The organism is Flavonifractor sp. An4 (genome assembly GCF_002161755.1).
Lineage (GTDB): Bacteria > Bacillota > Clostridia > Oscillospirales > Oscillospiraceae > Flavonifractor > Flavonifractor avicola.
Map to the genome: position 1 here is coordinate 36,263 of NZ_NFIL01000005.1, position 16,995 is coordinate 53,257.

General features: G+C 50.9%; 14 protein-coding genes. 5 read left to right on the forward strand and 9 right to left on the reverse strand.

The genetic code is table 11. The features are described 5' to 3' along the window. Positions 1–269 precede the first annotated feature (269 nt). The 5 genes from B5F94_RS03795 to B5F94_RS03815 all read left to right on the forward strand — a co-directional run bounded on the left by B5F94_RS03795 (position 270) and on the right by B5F94_RS03815 (position 7,061). Positions 270–3,155, forward strand: coding sequence for a phage/plasmid primase, P4 family (locus B5F94_RS03795; RefSeq protein WP_158100249.1), 2,886 nt, complete (start codon positions 270–272; stop codon positions 3,153–3,155). Positions 3,156–3,366: 211 nt separating this feature from the next. Beyond that, a complete protein-coding gene (locus B5F94_RS03800) occupies positions 3,367–3,681 on the forward strand; it encodes a hypothetical protein (protein WP_087327863.1) in 315 nt (104 codons plus the stop codon). 414 nt (positions 3,682–4,095) lie between these two features. After that, positions 4,096–4,653 carry a helix-turn-helix domain-containing protein gene (locus tag B5F94_RS03805; RefSeq protein WP_087271997.1) on the forward strand — a complete coding sequence of 186 codons (558 nt, stop codon included), beginning with the start codon at positions 4,096–4,098 and terminating at the stop codon, positions 4,651–4,653. 129 nt (positions 4,654–4,782) lie between these two features. Next, entirely contained in the window at positions 4,783–5,367 is a 585-nt protein-coding gene (locus B5F94_RS03810) for a tyrosine-type recombinase/integrase (RefSeq protein ID WP_087271995.1), read from the forward strand. Positions 5,368–5,552: 185 nt separating this feature from the next. Continuing rightward, positions 5,553–7,061, forward strand: coding sequence for a tyrosine-type recombinase/integrase (locus B5F94_RS03815; protein WP_087271992.1), 1,509 nt, complete (start codon positions 5,553–5,555; stop codon positions 7,059–7,061). A gap of 280 nt (positions 7,062–7,341) precedes the next feature. On the opposite strand, the gene B5F94_RS16850 is transcribed toward B5F94_RS03815, so the two are convergent. The 9 genes from B5F94_RS16850 to B5F94_RS03865 form a co-directional block, all read right to left on the reverse strand. Then, positions 7,342–7,686 carry a hypothetical protein gene (locus tag B5F94_RS16850; protein ID WP_242965577.1) on the reverse strand — a complete coding sequence of 115 codons (345 nt, stop codon included), beginning with the start codon at positions 7,684–7,686 and terminating at the stop codon, positions 7,342–7,344. A 734-nt stretch (positions 7,687–8,420) separates the two neighbouring features. Then, entirely contained in the window at positions 8,421–9,542 is a 1,122-nt protein-coding gene (ugpC, locus tag B5F94_RS03830) for an ABC transporter ATP-binding protein (RefSeq protein ID WP_087188317.1), read from the reverse strand. A 192-nt stretch (positions 9,543–9,734) separates the two neighbouring features. After that, positions 9,735–10,856: an N-acetylglucosamine-6-phosphate deacetylase gene (gene nagA / locus B5F94_RS03835; protein WP_087327869.1), complete on the reverse strand. Its 1,122-nt coding sequence runs from the start codon at positions 10,854–10,856 to the stop codon at positions 9,735–9,737. Next, positions 10,847–11,599 carry a glucosamine-6-phosphate deaminase gene (gene nagB, locus B5F94_RS03840; protein WP_087271979.1) on the reverse strand — a complete coding sequence of 251 codons (753 nt, stop codon included), beginning with the start codon at positions 11,597–11,599 and terminating at the stop codon, positions 10,847–10,849. Before nagB ends, nagA begins: the two co-directional genes overlap by 10 nt. A gap of 75 nt (positions 11,600–11,674) precedes the next feature. Continuing rightward, entirely contained in the window at positions 11,675–12,580 is a 906-nt protein-coding gene (locus B5F94_RS03845; protein ID WP_087327872.1) for a dihydrodipicolinate synthase family protein, read from the reverse strand. A 118-nt stretch (positions 12,581–12,698) separates the two neighbouring features. Then, positions 12,699–13,544: a carbohydrate ABC transporter permease gene (locus B5F94_RS03850; protein ID WP_087271976.1), complete on the reverse strand. Its 846-nt coding sequence runs from the start codon at positions 13,542–13,544 to the stop codon at positions 12,699–12,701. A 12-nt stretch (positions 13,545–13,556) separates the two neighbouring features. Beyond that, positions 13,557–14,429 carry a carbohydrate ABC transporter permease gene (locus tag B5F94_RS03855; RefSeq protein WP_343212785.1) on the reverse strand — a complete coding sequence of 291 codons (873 nt, stop codon included), beginning with the start codon at positions 14,427–14,429 and terminating at the stop codon, positions 13,557–13,559. Positions 14,430–14,620: 191 nt separating this feature from the next. Continuing rightward, the gene (locus B5F94_RS03860) at positions 14,621–15,973 is read right to left on the reverse strand and encodes an extracellular solute-binding protein (protein ID WP_087327878.1); all 1,353 of its coding nucleotides are present in this window, start codon (positions 15,971–15,973) and stop codon (positions 14,621–14,623) included. A 159-nt stretch (positions 15,974–16,132) separates the two neighbouring features. After that, a complete protein-coding gene (locus B5F94_RS03865; RefSeq protein WP_087188299.1) occupies positions 16,133–16,990 on the reverse strand; it encodes a MurR/RpiR family transcriptional regulator in 858 nt (285 codons plus the stop codon). Positions 16,991–16,995 lie beyond the last annotated feature (5 nt).

Here is a 16,995-nt window from a genome sequence, read left to right on the forward strand (position 1 = left end):
GGGATTACCCAAATTCCCAAACTGTATTTTTTCCTTATGTGGCAAGGGTTTTTGCTTGGGTAAAAGTTTGGATTTGGGAAGTTGAACTTCCCAAATGCTGAAAATGCAGATATAACAAGAAAAATTAAGGGTGGAATCAGGAAAAAGCAGAAAACGAAAAATGCTGAAAAACGGGGATACTTCCTTTTCGTATTTCAGATTTTGGGAAGTTGCTGATTTTCCTTGAAGGGAGTGGATTTTATAGAGTGATGAAAGTGAGGTATTCGTATATGGTGAAATTAAATATAGATGGTATTCCAGAGGAGTTGAAAAAGAACAGAAAGTGGGTAGGCTTTAAGATTGGAGAGCAAGGGAAAAAGCCCATTGACCCCAAGAGTATAGGTGGATTTATCACTTATGCCAGCATATCAGACCCATCTACCTGGGGTACATTTGAAGAAGCAGTTAAGCTGGTTGAAGCAGGTCTATGTGAGGGTATAGGGTACGCTATAACCAAAGACGATAAATTGATTTTTATAGATGTAGACCTGCATCTGGATAAGTTGACTCCTGAGGACGAAAAGCAGAAAGCAGAGAAAGTAGTTCACGCTTTTTGTAGAACCGTAAAGGATTTCCAGACTTATATGGAAACCAGTATTTCAGGAAAAGGGGTCCACCTTTTGGCAAGAGGAGCTTTGGACGAGACCTTGAAAACAGGGGCTTCGCCTATCGCCCCTGTTGAGATTTACGATAACAATCGATTTATCATTATGACTGGTAACAAAGTTGAAGATTTTGATATTTCAGATGATGAACGCACAATTCAAGGCATCAGGAATCTTCACAAACATTATTTTCAGAAGAAAAGCCCATCTTCTGAGTATGAGGTAGGACAGGGCAAAATAGACCCCTTAGACGGGGAGAAATACTCAGACCAGCAGGTATTAAGTGTGGCCCTCAAAGACAAGAAATTCAGTCTGCTTTGGAACGATAAGTGGGCTGAGGTAAAAGATAACGAGGGACAACCCCTCTACACACAGCAGCACTACGCTGATTTTGCTTTAATTTCAAAGTTGACCTACTATACGGGTAACTGCCCTACTCAGGTAGAAAGGCTTTTCAAGCAAAGCCCCTGTTATCTGGCTTATGGTAGGAATGGGAAGTGGAGCAAATACGAGAGTGATATACGCAAAGATATTGAGAAGGCAAGTTCCACCTGTACCAAAGTCTATACGCCTGCTGAGGTAGTCCAGGTGGATACTCAGGGTGATACGGGTAAGGTGGATGGGTCACAGATAGTTTTATTTGTAGATGATAAGCCACAATTTCAGTCTATCAAAAAATGGCTGGGCGATGGGCAAGACCCCTTGGTCAAAGACCCTGAATTAAAATCATATCTGATGGAGTACATAAAAAAGTATGAGAGCAAAAATATCATCTGCATCCCAGACCTTCATAAAGAGGATAACAATGTTAATGGGTGGAGTAGTATTGTAAGGCGTGTTTCTGGGGAGCAGTTGAAATTCAGCAGCAAGTTTGGGTTGTACTATATATGGAGGAAAAATAGATTTTTGGGGTGTATGGACCCTGAAATACTCATAAATTACATTACAGAAATATTAGGGTTGGTGGAACATTCTGCTTTTCAGTATGTAGTTGAAAAAGCAGCCACAAGGGATGATAAAAATGCTGAGGACTTTGAGAAATGGGCGTTGAAACTGCTGAACTCCAGCAAAAGGTATGTGTCAGTCGCACACACAAAAGATGTGCTGAAGAAGTACAAGGGTATGGATGTAGGAAATGACCTGCTTGGGTACTATGAAAGTCCATATATCAATATGAAAAATGGTGTTTTAGACCTTACCGCAAAGCAGCTCCTCCCTCACTCACCAGCATATAATCAGCACAAAATTACTGGGTGTGCGTATGATCCTGACGCCACCTGTCCAGAGTTTACAGGAATGATGGAGAGATTACTCCCCGATAAAGCCGTCAGGCGTGAATTCCAAAAGGCTGTAGGCTTGTGTCTGGCAAAAGAGCAGTTACCAGCAAAAAAGGTGCTGATGCTGCTGATTGGACCCAAAGACACTGGCAAAACAACTGTACTTAATATCTTGGTCGATGTTCTGGGTGAGTATGGAGCGTCCGTAGACAATTCTCTTTTAATGCAGACCAACAAGGATAAAACCCGTGGACCAGAGATGTATGATTTCAGGGAAACCTTGATGATTACCACCTCAGAAGCAAGCGAAAATGACAAGTTGGATACGGGTAGGGTTAAGGCTCTGACTGGTGAGACCACCATAAGTGTCAGAAATAATTACAGCACCAGTATGGATAAATTCAAAATGATAGGCTTAATTTTTATTGACAGTAATTTCAAGCCGTATATCCCACCCAGAGATACAGCAGCCTGGGGTAGGTTACGCCTATTCCCGTTTGAGCAGGTCATTACTCAAAAAGACCCCACCCTAAAGAGTAAGTTGGAGCAAGAAAAAGCAGGGATTTTCAACTGGATTTTAGAAGGTTTAGATTTGATTTTAGAAGAAAAAGAGATTTTTGAGACCGATAGTATGCAGGCTTATAAGGGTGAGTATAGAAAAGAAATGGATATCACTCAGCAGTTTATTGAGGATTGTTTGGGAAAAAGTGAAAATTCAACTGATAGAATACAAACCACCTTGCTTTTCTCCACTTATAAAAATTGGTGTAGGGACAACAACTTTAAGCCCACTATCCGTAACAAATTCTATGAGGAAATAAGTAGGTCATTTGAAAAGAAAAAGAGTGGTATAGAGTATTTTGTTGGTGTGCGCCTAAATGAAATGGGTGTTCTATATGCTAATATGGAGAAGAAAACCTCACAGCAGTTTGCCAAAGACAAAAAGAAGTTACTTGGTGGAGAGGGTGTAGGACTGACTTATGAAACCCTGAAATACGCTCATTTCAACAATTCCAAAGGTTGGTTTATCCAAAATATCAGGTCTGAGTGTCAGTTTCACGATAAAGGCAGTATGTATGATAGGTACAATGAATGGTGTATAGAACATCACCTGATGCCCATAAAGAAACCTGATTTTATCGCAAAGGTCAGTTATCTGTTTGAAAATATGGCTGGCTCTACCGTATCAGCAGACGATTTGGAAAAGGTCAAGGAGATCTGGAGTCAGAGTTGAGGATTTGAATATGTACATTCAACACTAACCCCACGCCGGTACCGGCGTGGGGTTCATCTTTGTCAGCAGCACTACCCACTATTTGTTCTTTTCTCAGAAAAATGAAGGGCATAAATGGAAAAGAAAGACACAGTTATAGGAAATGTGGGACAGTAATTTTTATATTGAGTAGTGGTTCAGGAAGATGGACTAAGAAAAAGAGGTGGTGTTTATGGAAAAAGCGGTAATCGCTTTGAAAGTCAAGAGTGATAAAAGTGGTATTAGGACAGCAGTTTATCAGGCCTGTCAACTCGCTATGCAGGCTTGGAAAAGTAATATTGAGGTTATTGATTGTATTGTAACTTTTGGTGGTTCAAAAGATATTCTTAGGGAAGTCAAGGTAATTGACGCAAAAGCAAGGTTTGACACGCTGCTGATTTACTCACCCAGTCAGATATGTAAAGATAAGATTGAATTTTTAGAGTTTGAAAATTTTATGACTGAGTGTTTCAAAGTGCAGATTAAGTTTCTACGCTCAGGAACTTAATGAGTGTGTCAAAACCTTATGGGATTGGGGATGGTTCTGTTATCCTTTGGATTGTAGTCCTTCCCCTTTTCCCTGATGGGTTACGGGAAAGTGTCAAAGTCCATTGGGATTTTGGTCATAATTCAATTTATTACCAAAATAGGATGAATATGGGAATTTAAATTATTTCCGCATTCTCAAGGGAATAAAGGCAAAAATATTTATTTTTTGAGCATCTAAAGTGTTATTTACCTATATTTTATGGTGCTGAAAATATTAGATGCAAAAAATCAGCAAATATTTTTATTTATTACCAAACCCCTTAGATTGTGGTCATAAATCCAAAATGTCAAGGGATTTTGATACAGTTTTCATTGTGTAGGGAATACGGGAAGTTCCCCTATTCCCTCTTAATAACAGGAAGGGGGTGTACCTATGGTTTGGGCCTATGTGATGGAAAATGGGAATGGTGTAGAAAAGCACAGCAATCAACCAGTTTTTCAACTGATCCAGAAGATGGGGCTTACAGATGAACAGCTTGTCTTTGACCAGGATAATAACAGGGGTGAATTCTGCAAACTTTTGGAGAGTATGGATGTAGGCGATAAGTTAATTATCAGGAGTGTCGCAGATTTGGCAGATGATTTGATGAATTTGATAAATGTATTTCAAAAACTGACTGACAAGCAGATTTCACTATGTAGCATTGAAGAACCTTTTTTGTCTGGTGAGGACTACTTGGGGAGCATTACGGAATTTACCCGCTTGTATGTGCTTTTCCAGAAAAAGAAACAGCAGGCAGGTTATAGAAAGGCTTGTGCTGAAGGCAGGGTGGGTAGGCCACCTACCAAGAGCAAGGATATTGAGCAGGCCATTGAACTTTATAAAAGTGACGCCTGTACCATCAGCCAGATCACCGCTCTTACAGGGGTCAGCAAGACTACCCTGTATAGGGTGCTGAAAGAACAAAAAGTGGGTAGACCAGAGGGTTAAAATCCCACTTCGTTAAATAGATAGATAAGGAAAAATGACACTCTGGTGTATGGTGAAATCTCAAAGGGAGAAAAGAACGAAAAGCGTGTCAGGAGTTAAACGAATATTTTTAGATAAGGGGTTGAGGAAATGGCAAATAAGAAAACACGGGCAGTCGATAAGGAAGAATTTGAAAAAATCATAAGTACCATAAGGACAGGCTTTGTCCTCCCTGGTGGGGATAGGGTCAGACCTAATGAACGAGTGGCAACAGCACTCACGCTGCAAGCAAATTTGGGGTTACGGATTGGCGACATAGTACATTTGAGGTTAGCAGATATCCTTTTTGAGGGTGGCAGGTATCACCTTGACATCGTGGAGCAGAAAACGGGAAAGTCCAGAACATTCACTGTACCAGCAGAGGTTTATATCTACTTACAGGACTACGCTTTGAAAAATGGGCTAAAACCTACTCAAAAGTTATTCCCACTTACAGTCAGAGCAGTCCAGCTCCATCTTCAAAAGGTGTGTAGGTATCTGGGGATCACTGGTGTCAGCACACATTCATTCCGAAAGTTCTTTGCAGTCAGCATCTATATAGAAAATGATTACAATGTAGAACTGGTACGCCAGCTGCTCCAGCATAGTAGTGTGGCAGTTACACAGCACTATTTAAGTGTGGAGCCTAAAATCGTAGAGCAAGCCTTACAGAAGCATATCGTATTACCCGCATAAAAAAGGACAGTTGAGCGTGATTGCTCAACTGTTTTCTTTTTTGAAGGACATAAATATATTTTATTTTGACATATACACTTCAAAAAGAACACAAAAAACGAAAAACACACTAAAACGATGACAGTTTTCCTTAATCAATGCAGAAACAAGTGGTTTCTATAAAATTGGTTAAGGAGATTTGATATATGAATAATAGTTTATTGATAAGTGTACCTTCAGCAGCAAAGAAGTTGGGAGTTCCCAAGAAAGCAGTCCTGTCAATGATTAATACGGGTGTTCTGGTAGGTATCGCCGCAGCTGGCGATACCTACATTACCACGCAAAGCATAGAAAGCCTTGCGGGACAAAATTCAACTGTTGATTCTGGGCAACATCCCAGTGGATATCCAGAACCCCAGGAGGTATCATGCCTGTTGACCAAAAATGATGTAGTCGTTGAGCCAGAGAAAGCAGGTGCAGATATGGTTTACAAGGGTTCTGTTTCATCCTTAAAGGATGGTAGGTTTATGGTGCAGATAGACCTTGGGAAGACCCCTGATGGCAAGAGGAAAAGAGAGAGCAAGAGTTTCAAGTCTCAGAAAGAGGCTGATGCCTACCTTGCTAAGAGGTTACAGGAATTGAATGGGGTTCAGGTAGTCAGCACACCTTTTGTTCCTGCTCAACCTATGGCATCCCTTGCCCTCTCCCAGTACACCCAACTGACCTTTGAGGAATACGCTATTGAACTGTTGAATTCTGGTGTTGGCAAGGCCACCACTCGCACGATTGAAAATTACAGACGAGGAAGCAAAATGATGCTGCCATACATAGGCAGCAAGAAGATGGTAGAGATTACAGAACAGGATATCAAAAAGGCTTTTGAAAAAATCAGGTACGCTTACGCTAAAAGTGGCGTAAGACACAGTTTCAATACAACCAAACTGATTTTTCAGACAGCCCTTGATAACAACGATATACCAGTAGATATTATGAGAAGATTAAGGTGTCCTACCAGTAAAAAGCCTGTCGCCAAAGACAAATATCCTACTTTCTCAGACGAGGATATAGATGTTCTGTTTCAAACCAGCAGAAAATACAGTCTGGAACTTTACACCATTTTTGCAGTTTTAGAGTGTACTGGAATGCGTCCTGGGGAATTGAGGGCTCTGGAATGGGATTCATTCGACCCACTCCAAAAGACAATCCGAATTCAGCAGGCTGCAACCGTGCAGTATGAAGAAATTACTACTTTGAAACGACAGGCAAAGCATAGGGACATCATCTCCACCCCTAAGTCTGAGTATAGTGTAAGGACACTCCGACTGTCTGATCTGGCCGTAAAAGCCTTACAGGAGTGGAAGCAATTTGTCAGTAGGAGCAGGAGTGCAGGCAAGCGTAACAGTCAATTTATTTTTTCAGATAAGGTAGGTAATGTCAGGTCAGAATCATCCTATCAATCTCTGATTCAAAGATACAGAAAGCAGTATCATATTGAGGATATGGGAATCAATCTCTATAAATTCAGACATACGATGTGTACTCGCTTGATCCTATCTGGTCAGCCAATCTCAGTCATCCAAAGAATAATGGGTGACAACACCCCAGATATTATTATGAAGATTTATACCCACGTCAACGAGGAAATGGCTATGAAAGCAACAGAGGGTTTTTATGATGAACTCAATCGAAAAAATGCCAACAGGATGGTAGTGTGAGCATAAGGGTGGTCAACAGACCACCCTTCATTTTTTGTTGACATCCGATGTCAAAGACGGTACAATAAGTGTGATTTTTGACGCAATTTATGTCATCATGCCAACAAAAACACATTTTGTCAACAAGTTAATTTCTTTACCATATCTCCCCAAAAGGGTGTTTCAGGAAGCGCTCGTAATGAGCAGGCCGTGGGTTCGATTCCCACCACTAGCTCCAAAAAAGGCACGACGTATGTCGTGCCTTTTTTGTTATTTTCCGGCGTTCTTGGTGCCCTCGCTGTCAAAGCGCCCGGCGCAGCTTCAGAATAGTTAGATTAATCTCTCCATCCACCGCATCTCCAGAGCCGGAATAGGTCAACGTAAACGTTGTGGCTGCTGGCGCCCGCAGAATAAGAAAGCTTGAGCCTGCCGCACTCCCACCGGCTGTATTGACAGCAAAATAGATCCCTGTCTCCAAATGGGTGGTACCGTTATAAGATGGCGTTACCTGCATATAGTTGGCCTGCCGAAAAACCGCTGATACCTTATAAGAAATCAAATAATAGCCAGGTTCCAGCGCAATAACCGTGGGACTGGCCTGGGTGATCTGCCCGGTTGGATCTGTCACATCCGGAAACACCACCAACTGACTCCCTCGAACAAGTGGATACTGATAATTCACATACGACGCAAACACATCATCCGGAGCGGTGCCGGCAGATCCAGTAGGGCCTGTGGGACCCGTGGGACCTTCTCCCCCCGCAGGGCCAGTTGGCCCCTGCGCTCCCGTCGGCCCTGTGGGGCCGGTGCTGCCCACCGCTCCTGTTGGGCCCATGGGACCCGTTGCTCCTGTTCCCGCAGGGCCTGTGGGGCCTGTAGGACCGACAGGGCCCGTATCACCCGCTGCCCCTGTTGGACCTGTTGGACCTGTGGAACCGGCGCCATCGGCCCCTGCAGGGCCTGTAGGACCTACTGGGCCAATACTGCCAGTCGCCCCTGTGGGACCCGTAGGGCCTGTGGGACCGGTACTGCCCACTGTCCCCGCCGGACCCATGGGACCTGTTGGGCCGGCATTGCCCGTTGCTCCTGTGGGGCCTGTGGGACCAGCACCGCCTGTTGCCCCTGTAGGGCCGGTAGGTCCCTGCCAGATACAGCAGGGCGGTCCGCTCAGGCGAAGCGGGTCCGGATTATAATATCGATACTGCTCGTTTTCCCATCGCCGCACGGCCGCTCCCTCGTCTCTCCTTAAATTCTCCGGCAACTCATGAAAGGATTGCCGTCTGCTTCATCCTATTCTCTCCCCTGGCCGCTGGTGCTGTCGACAAAGAAAAACCGGCCCCTGCCGCAGCTGCGGCAGGGGCCGGTTCTGTCTGCTGGAGATCAATACAGCAGGTTCTTCTCGGTCTGAGGATCAAACAGGTGAATGAGCTCAGGACGGAACGCAAAGTTGATGGCGGTACCATAGGGGATACCGGCACGATGCTCCTCAGGCAGCTCGGTGGTGGGAATACGCAGCACCACGTCCTTGCCGGCGGCGGTCACATGGAGGTACACCTCGCTGCCCATCATCTCGGACACATCCACCGTGCTGGACACGGTGTGAGGACCAGCCACAGGGGCAAAGGAGATGTGCTCAGGACGGATACCGGCCACCACATCCATGTCGCCCACACCCTTCTCGGTGAGGATCTTCTGGGCCTTGTCAGCCAGCTCAATCACAGCGTCGGCCACAGCGATCTGATACTTGCCGTCCTTCTTCTGCAGCTTGGCATCGAAGAAGTTCATCTGGGGAGAGCCGATGAAGCCGGCCACAAACAGGTTGGCGGGACGATCGAACACTTCCTGAGGAGTACCGATCTGCTGAATGAAGCCATCCTTCATGATGACGATACGGTCGCCCAGGGTCATAGCCTCGGTCTGATCGTGAGTCACGTAGATGAAGGTGGTGTTGATGCGCTGGCGCAGCTTGATGATCTCGGCGCGCATCTGGTTACGCAGCTTGGCATCCAGGTTGGACAGAGGTTCGTCCATCAGGAACACCTGAGGATCGCGGACGATGGCGCGGCCGATGGCCACACGCTGACGCTGGCCGCCGGACAGAGCCTTGGGCTTACGATCCAGGTACTGGGTGATATCCAGGATGGCAGCAGCCTCACGCACCTTCTTGTCGATCTCATCCTTGGGCACCTTGCGCAGCTTCAGGGCAAAGGCCATGTTCTCATACACGGTCATGTGGGGATAGAGCGCGTAGCTCTGGAACACCATGGCGATATCGCGGTCCTTGGGCTCCACATCGTTCATCCGCTTGCCGCCGATGAGCAGATCGCCCTCGGAGATATCCTCCAGGCCGGCCACCATCCGCAGAGTGGTGGACTTGCCGCAGCCGGAAGGACCGACCAGCACGATGAACTCCTTATCCGCGATCTCCAGATTGAAGTCGTGGACAGCGGTCACCTTGTTGTCATAGATCTTCTTGACGCCTTTCAGAACTACAGTTGCCATATACATGGACCGTAAGGGCAATGCCTCCGCAAATACCCTCTCGCTCCGGGAGAGCAAAACTCCCAGAACGTTACGACAGGTCTCCACACTGCCGCACCGCCGGTCCGGCGGATTTTCCTCCTTTTTTTCGACTCTTCCGGCCTATAGGAATGGAGTAGGACCGGAAGGCCTGTATTTGGGGGTGCGCTCTATTCAGCCGCGGACTAATTCGCCGCGGAAGAATACATCTTTCAGTTCCAGATTCTCATCCAGAACAACCACATTGGCCCGCTTGCCGGGCTCCAGGCTGCCGGCCCGGCTGAAAATGCCGATAGCCTTGGCAGGGTTGACCGCAGCAGCCCGCACGGCATCCGCCAGAGGGATGCCAAAAGACACAGCGGTCTTCATACAATTCATCAGATCGGTAACAGAACCGGCCAGGGTGCCGTCCTCCAGGGTAGCATACTTGCCCTTTACCTTGACGGCCTGGCCGCCCAGAGTATAATCGCCGTCAGGCATACCGGCAGCCCGCATGGTATCGGAAATCAGGATGACCCGCTTGGCACCGAACATCTTGAACACCGCCCGCACCACAGAGGGATGGATGTGAACGCCGTCACAGATCAATTCCACATTGCACAGCGGAGTGTCCAGAGCCGCGCCCACCACACCGGGAGCCCGGTGGGTAAAGGCCGGCATAGCGTTAAACAGGTGGGTCACCTGCCGGGCGCCCAGCCGGAAGGCTTCCATAGCAGTGTCATAGTCTGCAGTGGTGTGGGCCAGGGAGATGGTAACCTCACTCTCCATAGCCTCGATAAACTCCATGGCGCCAGGCTCCTCGGGAGCCAGGGACACCAGTTTTACCAGGCCCTGAGAGGCAGCAATAAGGCGGCGTAGCATATCCACATCAGGGGCATGGAGCCAATCGCCGTTCTGAGCGCCCTTCTTGGCCATGGAGAGGAAGGGCCCCTCCAGATTAATGCCGCACAGGGCAGCGCCGGGCTTATCGGCAGCTTTATGGGCGGCCGCCACCTGGCAGACCTTGGTGAGCTGATCCTCCAGCAGAGTCATGCCAGCGGGGCAGATCTGAGTTACGCCCCGGGACAGCTCGTACCGGGCCATGATCTCCAGGCCCTCGGGGTCGGCGTCGGAAAAGTCGCGGCCCTTGCAGCCGTGAAAATGCACGTCGGTCAGACCGGGGATCACATAGCAGCCGGTGGCATCATAGGTCTTGCCATCGCTGCTGGAGTTGGAAAGAAGCCGACCGTCAAAGCAGACGTCCCGCTTGACAAATCCCTCCTGCAGGTCAAAAACCTGGCAGCCGGTTATCCGCATACGGGAACACCTGCTTCCACAAGCTTATGGAGGGCAGCCTTATCGCCCACCAGGGTTACGTCGGGATGGAGCTGGAGCACGGAAGCAGGCACGTCCTTGGTGACGGGGCCGGTAAAGGCCTCCTTCACGATGTCGGCCTTCTCCTCGCCGCTGACGATAATCAGGATGCGGCGGGCATTCATGATGTTCTTGATGCCCATGCTCAGAGCGTGGCGGGGCACCTCGTCCCGGCTCTCAAAGAAGCGCTTGTTGGCCTCGATGGTGCTCTCGGTCAGGTCCACCAGATGAGTCTCCAGGCCGAAGTCGTCGCCCGGCTCGTTGAAGGCAATGTGGCCGTTGTGGCCCATACCCAGCAGCTGCAGGTCAATGCCGCCCAGATCCCGGATCAGCTTGTTGTAGGCCTCGCACTCGGCCTCGGGGTTCTTGGCCAGGCCGTTAAGCACATGGGTGTTCTCCGGCTTGATATCAATGTGGTCGAACAGGTTATCCTGCATAAAATAGCGGTAGCTCTGCTCATGGTGGGGAGAAAGGCCCAGGTACTCGTCCAGGTTGACGGAGCGGACCTCGGCGAAGGACAGATCGCCCTTCTTGTACCAGTCCACCAGCTGCTTGTAGGTTCCCACAGGGGTACCGCCGGTGGCGAGACCCAGCACGCAGTCGGGCTTGTAGATGACCTGGGCGGAGATGATGTTGGCCGCCCGGCGGCTCATGGCCTGATAATCTTCCGATTGATAAATACGCATAATAATGTAACTCCTAGCCTTTCATATCAAAGTGGGGCGGGCGGGTCACCGCCCGCCCCGGAACTTGATCTGGGATCAGCAGTATTTGGCAATGGCGGCGGTGATCATGGCATAAGCCTCGTCCACCAGGTTGGCATCGCTGTCGATCAGGCCGGGCATGGGCTTACGGACGGAGCCGCAGTTCACGCCGTTCTTGGCCAGGATGGCCTTCATCACGGCATACAGGTTGCCGTGAGCGGAGCACATCTTATAGATGATGCGGCAGATATCGTTCTGAATCTGGCGGGCAGGCTCCATCTCGCCCTTCTGGAAGTGCTCATACACCTTCAGGAAGAGCTCGGGCATAACGGCATAGGTGCCGCCGATGCCGGCGCAGGCGCCCATGGCCAGACCGGACACATACTGCTCGTCGGGACCGTTGAACACGATGACCCCGGCATCCTTCCACATCTGGATATCCTGAACAGGCATGGAGGAGTTCTTCACGCCGATGACCCGGGGATTCTTCTGCATCTCAGCCAGCAGAGAGGGAGTCAGGGCCACACCGGCCAGCTGGGGAATGTTGTAGATGATGAAGTCGGTGTTGGGAGCGGCAGAAGAGATGTCGTTCCAGTAGCCGGCGATGCCATACTCGGGCAGGTGGAAGTAGATGGGGGGAATGGCGGCAATGGCATCCACACCCAGGCTCTCAGCATGAGCAGCCAGCTCCATGCTGTCGGCGGTGTTGTTGCAGGCAACGTGGGCAATGACGACCACCTTGCCCTTGGCCTCGGCCATCACGTTCTCCAGTACCACCTTGCGCTCAGCCACGCTCTGGTAGATGCACTCACCGGAGGAGCCGCCCACATACAGGCCATTGACACCCTTGCCGATCAGGTAGCGGGTCAGGGCGCGGACCTCGTCGGGGGAAATGTTGCCGGCCTCGTCATAGCAGGCGTAAAAGGCCGGAATCACGCCCTGGTATTTTTTCAGATCGCTCATTTCAATATTCCTTCTCTCAAAACGATAATAAACGAACTTCTAAGATAAATCAACCCTTAAATACGCACACCGCAGGGTAAAATAACTGTGCCAGCGGAGCAGCGTCCGGTCAGCGGGATCAGCCCTTGACCGCGCCCATGGCGATGCCCTGGGTGAAATACTTCTGGAAGGCGATGAACACGGCCACGATGGGGATGGCGGCCAGGGTGGCGCCAGCCATGATGAGGCCGAAGTCGCTGGACATCTCGCCCTGCAGGCGGGCAATACCCAGAGAGATGGTCCAGTTGACACGGCTGGTCAGCATGATCAGCTGGAGGAAGTAGTCGTTCCAGGAGTTAACGAAGGTAAAGATAGCCAGAGCACCGATACCGGGCTTAATCATGGGGAATACCACGCTGAAGAAGGTGCGCAGCTCCCCGGCGCCGTCCACCCGGGCGGCCTCCAGGATCTCATTGGGTATGGTCTCCGAGAACTGTTTCATCAGGAACACGCCGAAGGGCCAGCCTACGGTGGGCAGGATAACGGCCCACAGGGTATCCGCCAGATGGAGGAGGTTCATCTCGCGCAGCAGGGGGATGACGATAACCTGCTTGGGCAGAGCCATGGCGCAGATGATGATGGTGAAGAGGAGGGCCCGGCCATAGAACCGCTTCTTAGCCAGAGCGTAACCAGCCAGAGCTGCGGTGAGGCAGGTGAGCACCAGCGCGCCCACAGCCATAATAATGGTGTTAAGCAGCCACTGGCCAGCGGGATTCTTGAACAGCTTGGCGTAGTTCTCCAAAGTAGGACTCAGGGGGAACCACTGAGGGGTACGGGCGTTGATGGTCATGGCGTCCTTGAAGGAGCCGGTGACGATCCAGTACAGCGGGAAGATGAAGAAAATTGCCAGGAGGACCAGGATCACGATGGTGATCGCCTTGTAACCGGTGGAAGTACCGGCCAGCTTGCTTTTCGCGTTATTCATCTTCTCACCTCCTTAACCGTTGTCAGTCTTCGCGAACTTGAACTGGATGGCAGAGAAGATCGCGATGATGATGGCCAGGACCACACCCATAGCGTTGGCGTAGCCGAAGTTCTGGTTGTTGTACGCCATCTGGAAGATGTAGTACATAATGGTGTCGGTGGCATGGTTGGGTCCACCGGAAGTCAGCAGCTGGATCAGTGCGAAGCACTGGAAGGAGTTGATGGTGGTGATAACCAGGATGTACAGGGTGGTGGGCATGATCTGGGGCCACTTGATCTTCCAGAACACCTGGAGCTTGGTGGCGCCATCCACCTGAGCAGCCTCCACCAGAGACTGGTCCACGTTACCCAGGGCAGCCACATACAGCACGATGGGCTGGCCAATGGAGGTAGTGAACAGGATCAGGATGATACACCAGATGGCGGTGGCGGAATTACCCAGCCAGTCATAGCCGGTGGTACCAAAGATCTGATTCAGCAGACCGTTATAGGGGTTGAACATCCACTTCCACACCACGGTAACTGCCACAGTACCGGTAACCACAGGCAGGTAGAACACGCAGCGGAAGAAGGAGCGGGTCACTGCCTTCATCTGATAGATGGCGGAGCTGACCCACAGGGAAAATGCGGTAACGGCGGGCACCGCTACCACCACGATGATGACGGTGTTCAGGAATCCCTTCCAGAAGATGGGATCCTGTGCCATCTTGACATAGTTGTCAAACCCAATAAACTTGGTGGCGGAGCTGTCCAGGCCCATTTCCTGCAAGCTGAACACCACGCACATGATCATTGGAATTACCACGAAGCCGATGAAGAAGATCAGGCTGGGCAGCAGGAACAGGTAGGCGGAAATAGTCTCCCGCCGGACCAGGGCCTTGCTCATGCCGGAGAACTGGGACCGTTTCTCCTTCTTGGGCTTCTTACCGACCGTTGCTACGGCGTTTTGTGCCATGAGTTTCTCCCCTCTTTTCGAACTTATTTGCACGCTTCTCCAAATCATTTCGGAAAAGCAACTGTGCCCGCCCCCTCACAGGGAGCGGGCACAGAAAGTGCGTCAAATCATACTTGCGCCGCTTAGCCGATGGCAGCGTTGCTGGCGCTGACGAACTCGTCAGCAGCAGTCTGGGCGTCCACGCCGCCGGTCAGGATCTTCTGGAGCATATTCCACCAGTTGGTGCGCTGCTCGGTCCAGCCGCCGATGACGTTGTAGTAGTCGCCCATGTAAGGCATCAGGGTCAGGAACTCAGCGGCATCAGCCTCGGTATCGGTACCCTCGTACACGTTGCCCAGAGAAGCACGGACGGGGAAGAAGCCGGTCAGCTGCACGCTCTCCTTGGCCTGCTCGGGATCGTCGCAGATGTAGCGGATGAAGTCCTTGGCAGCCTCGATCTTGGCCTCATCGCCATTGTCGAAGATACCGAAGCCCCAGATGCCGCCGCACAGCTCGGGCTTGCCGTCGTCAGAGGGGAAAGCCATGGCATAGGGAGTAAAAGCAACCTGAGAAGCGTACTGAGCCTTGTTGGAAGCGTTCCAGCAGAAGGTCACAGCAGCGGTGCCGTTGGCAAACTGCTGCAGCTCGTCAGCAGCCTGGAAGCCGGCGTTGGCGTTCAGGGAGCCATTGTCCACCATGGACTTGATGAGCTCCAGAGCCTTCACGTTCTCGGGAGAGTTAGCAGTGTACTCAGTGTGGTCGGCATTGGTGTAGGTGCCGGAGTACAGGTTGTTGACAAGGGCGCGGGTGCCCTGGTCGCCGCCCTGGCCGCCGCAGTAGACGATGCCGGGCACGGCCACCAGACCGGAGTCACGGATGGCCTCCATGGCCTTCACGAAGTTGTCGGTGGTCCAGGTGCGGGTCTCCTCGTCGATGTACTGCAGAGCACCGGCCTGCTCAAAGACCTCATAGTTGATGGCCATGCAGTGGGTGGTCATGCACAGAGGATACTCATAGTACTTGCCGTCCAGCTGGCAGGCATTCACAACAGCCTCGCTGGTGGCGGCGATGTCGGCAGTGGCCTCTTCGGTCCACAGGTCGGACAGGTCCACCATCAGGTTGTTGGCGCCCCAGTTGGTAACCAGACGCTCAGGACCCTCCATGATGATGTCAGGAGCGGTACCGCTGGTAATAGCGGAAGTGACCTGAGTATCACCGTTGGTGTAGTCCAGCAGCTCGAACTTGATGGACACGCCGGGGTTGGCGGCGGTGTACTCATCGATCAGAGCCTGCATGGTGTCATAGTCACCAAACTTGCCGATGGGGTAGGTCCAGATGGTCAGCTCCACAGTCTCGCCGGAGCCGGAGGGAGTGTTGCCGGACGGGGTGTCGGTGTTGCCGGCGGGGGATTCGCTGGTGCCGCCGCCGCCGCAGGCAGCCAGGCCCAGAGACATGGAGGCAGCCAGCATGAGCGCAAGAATACGTTTCTTCTTCATCATTCATCCTCCTCATTTTTGATAATTTTCGTGATTACTCAGTGGTAACCCGTTGTGTAGATTGTACAGTTCAACACAAGATTTGTCAATAGCGAATTGCACATTTTCTTTCTTCTTTTGCGGTGTCTGCAAATTTTTTTCAAATTCCACTGTTGACGGTCAAATGTGTTTGTCCGACAACACTTCAGCCACCAGTTCCTGTCTGGCACGGCAGCCCTCCCGATCCCGGCGGCATACCTCATGGAAGAGTACATCCATCAGATAGAGCTGGGCAATACGGGCAGCTACGGAACCGCCCTGGAGGGGGCCCTCCCGGGAACCGCATTGAAGCACAATGTCGGCATAGGCGGCGCCGGGAGACTTGGGGAACCGGGTAACCAGGATAATCCGTGCTTTCCGGTCCCGGATAATCTGGAGGTTCTTCATCAGCTCTTTGGTGGAGCCGGAGTAGGAGAAATAGATGACCAGATCGCCGGGGGTGAGCTGAGAGGCGGCAATCGCCTGAAGATGGGAGTCCATGACCGCTGTAAAATTCAGCTGAATGGTGCTGAACAGGTGGGCACACTCCTGAGAGAGGATCATGGATCCTCCCTGGCCCATGCACAGTACCCGGCCGGCGGAGACGATCATATCCGCCGCCTTGCGCACCGCATCCGCCTGGATCAGCTCCAGAGTCTGGGCCAGGGCCTCGGAATCGCTGCGATAAACAGCGCGGCACATTCCCTCCACGCTGTCCTCTTCCTCCAGCTCTCCCGCCTCTGCGGCACTGTGATCCATCCGGCCGGCAGTAGCGTTGGCAATGGCCAGCTTAAAAGCGCTGTAGCCCTTGTAACCCAGCCGTTTGCAGAAACGGGAGATGGTGGCCTCGGCCACGCCGGCCTCCTCCGCCAGTTCCGAGATGGACATAAACTGGGTCTGCTGCTGGTGGATAACGGCGTAGTCGGCCACCTTTTTCTCCGCGCTGGTCAGCTGGTAGTACTCGCTGTTGATCCGTTCAAAGACATTTACTAACGGCATTGCCG

Excerpts from the sequence above, each read along its gene's own strand:
- B5F94_RS03855 (WP_343212785.1), bottom strand. The coding sequence starts at position 14,429 with ATGAGCAAGGCCCTGGTCCGGCGGGAGACTATTTCCGCCTACCTGTTC.
- B5F94_RS03850 (WP_087271976.1), bottom strand. The coding sequence starts at position 13,544 with ATGAATAACGCGAAAAGCAAGCTGGCCGGTACTTCCACCGGTTACAAG.
- B5F94_RS03815 (WP_087271992.1), top strand. The coding sequence starts at position 5,553 with ATGAATAATAGTTTATTGATAAGTGTACCTTCAGCAGCAAAGAAGTTG.
- B5F94_RS03795 (WP_158100249.1), top strand. The coding sequence starts at position 270 with ATGGTGAAATTAAATATAGATGGTATTCCAGAGGAGTTGAAAAAGAAC.
- B5F94_RS03860 (WP_087327878.1), bottom strand. The coding sequence starts at position 15,973 with ATGAAGAAGAAACGTATTCTTGCGCTCATGCTGGCTGCCTCCATGTCT.
- nagB (WP_087271979.1), bottom strand. The coding sequence starts at position 11,599 with ATGCGTATTTATCAATCGGAAGATTATCAGGCCATGAGCCGCCGGGCG.
- B5F94_RS03810 (WP_087271995.1), top strand. The coding sequence starts at position 4,783 with ATGGCAAATAAGAAAACACGGGCAGTCGATAAGGAAGAATTTGAAAAA.
- B5F94_RS03805 (WP_087271997.1), top strand. The coding sequence starts at position 4,096 with ATGGTTTGGGCCTATGTGATGGAAAATGGGAATGGTGTAGAAAAGCAC.
- B5F94_RS03845 (WP_087327872.1), bottom strand. The coding sequence starts at position 12,580 with ATGAGCGATCTGAAAAAATACCAGGGCGTGATTCCGGCCTTTTACGCC.
- ugpC (WP_087188317.1), bottom strand. The coding sequence starts at position 9,542 with ATGGCAACTGTAGTTCTGAAAGGCGTCAAGAAGATCTATGACAACAAG.
- B5F94_RS03865 (WP_087188299.1), bottom strand. The coding sequence starts at position 16,990 with ATGCCGTTAGTAAATGTCTTTGAACGGATCAACAGCGAGTACTACCAG.
- nagA (WP_087327869.1), bottom strand. The coding sequence starts at position 10,856 with ATGCGGATAACCGGCTGCCAGGTTTTTGACCTGCAGGAGGGATTTGTC.
- B5F94_RS03800 (WP_087327863.1), top strand. The coding sequence starts at position 3,367 with ATGGAAAAAGCGGTAATCGCTTTGAAAGTCAAGAGTGATAAAAGTGGT.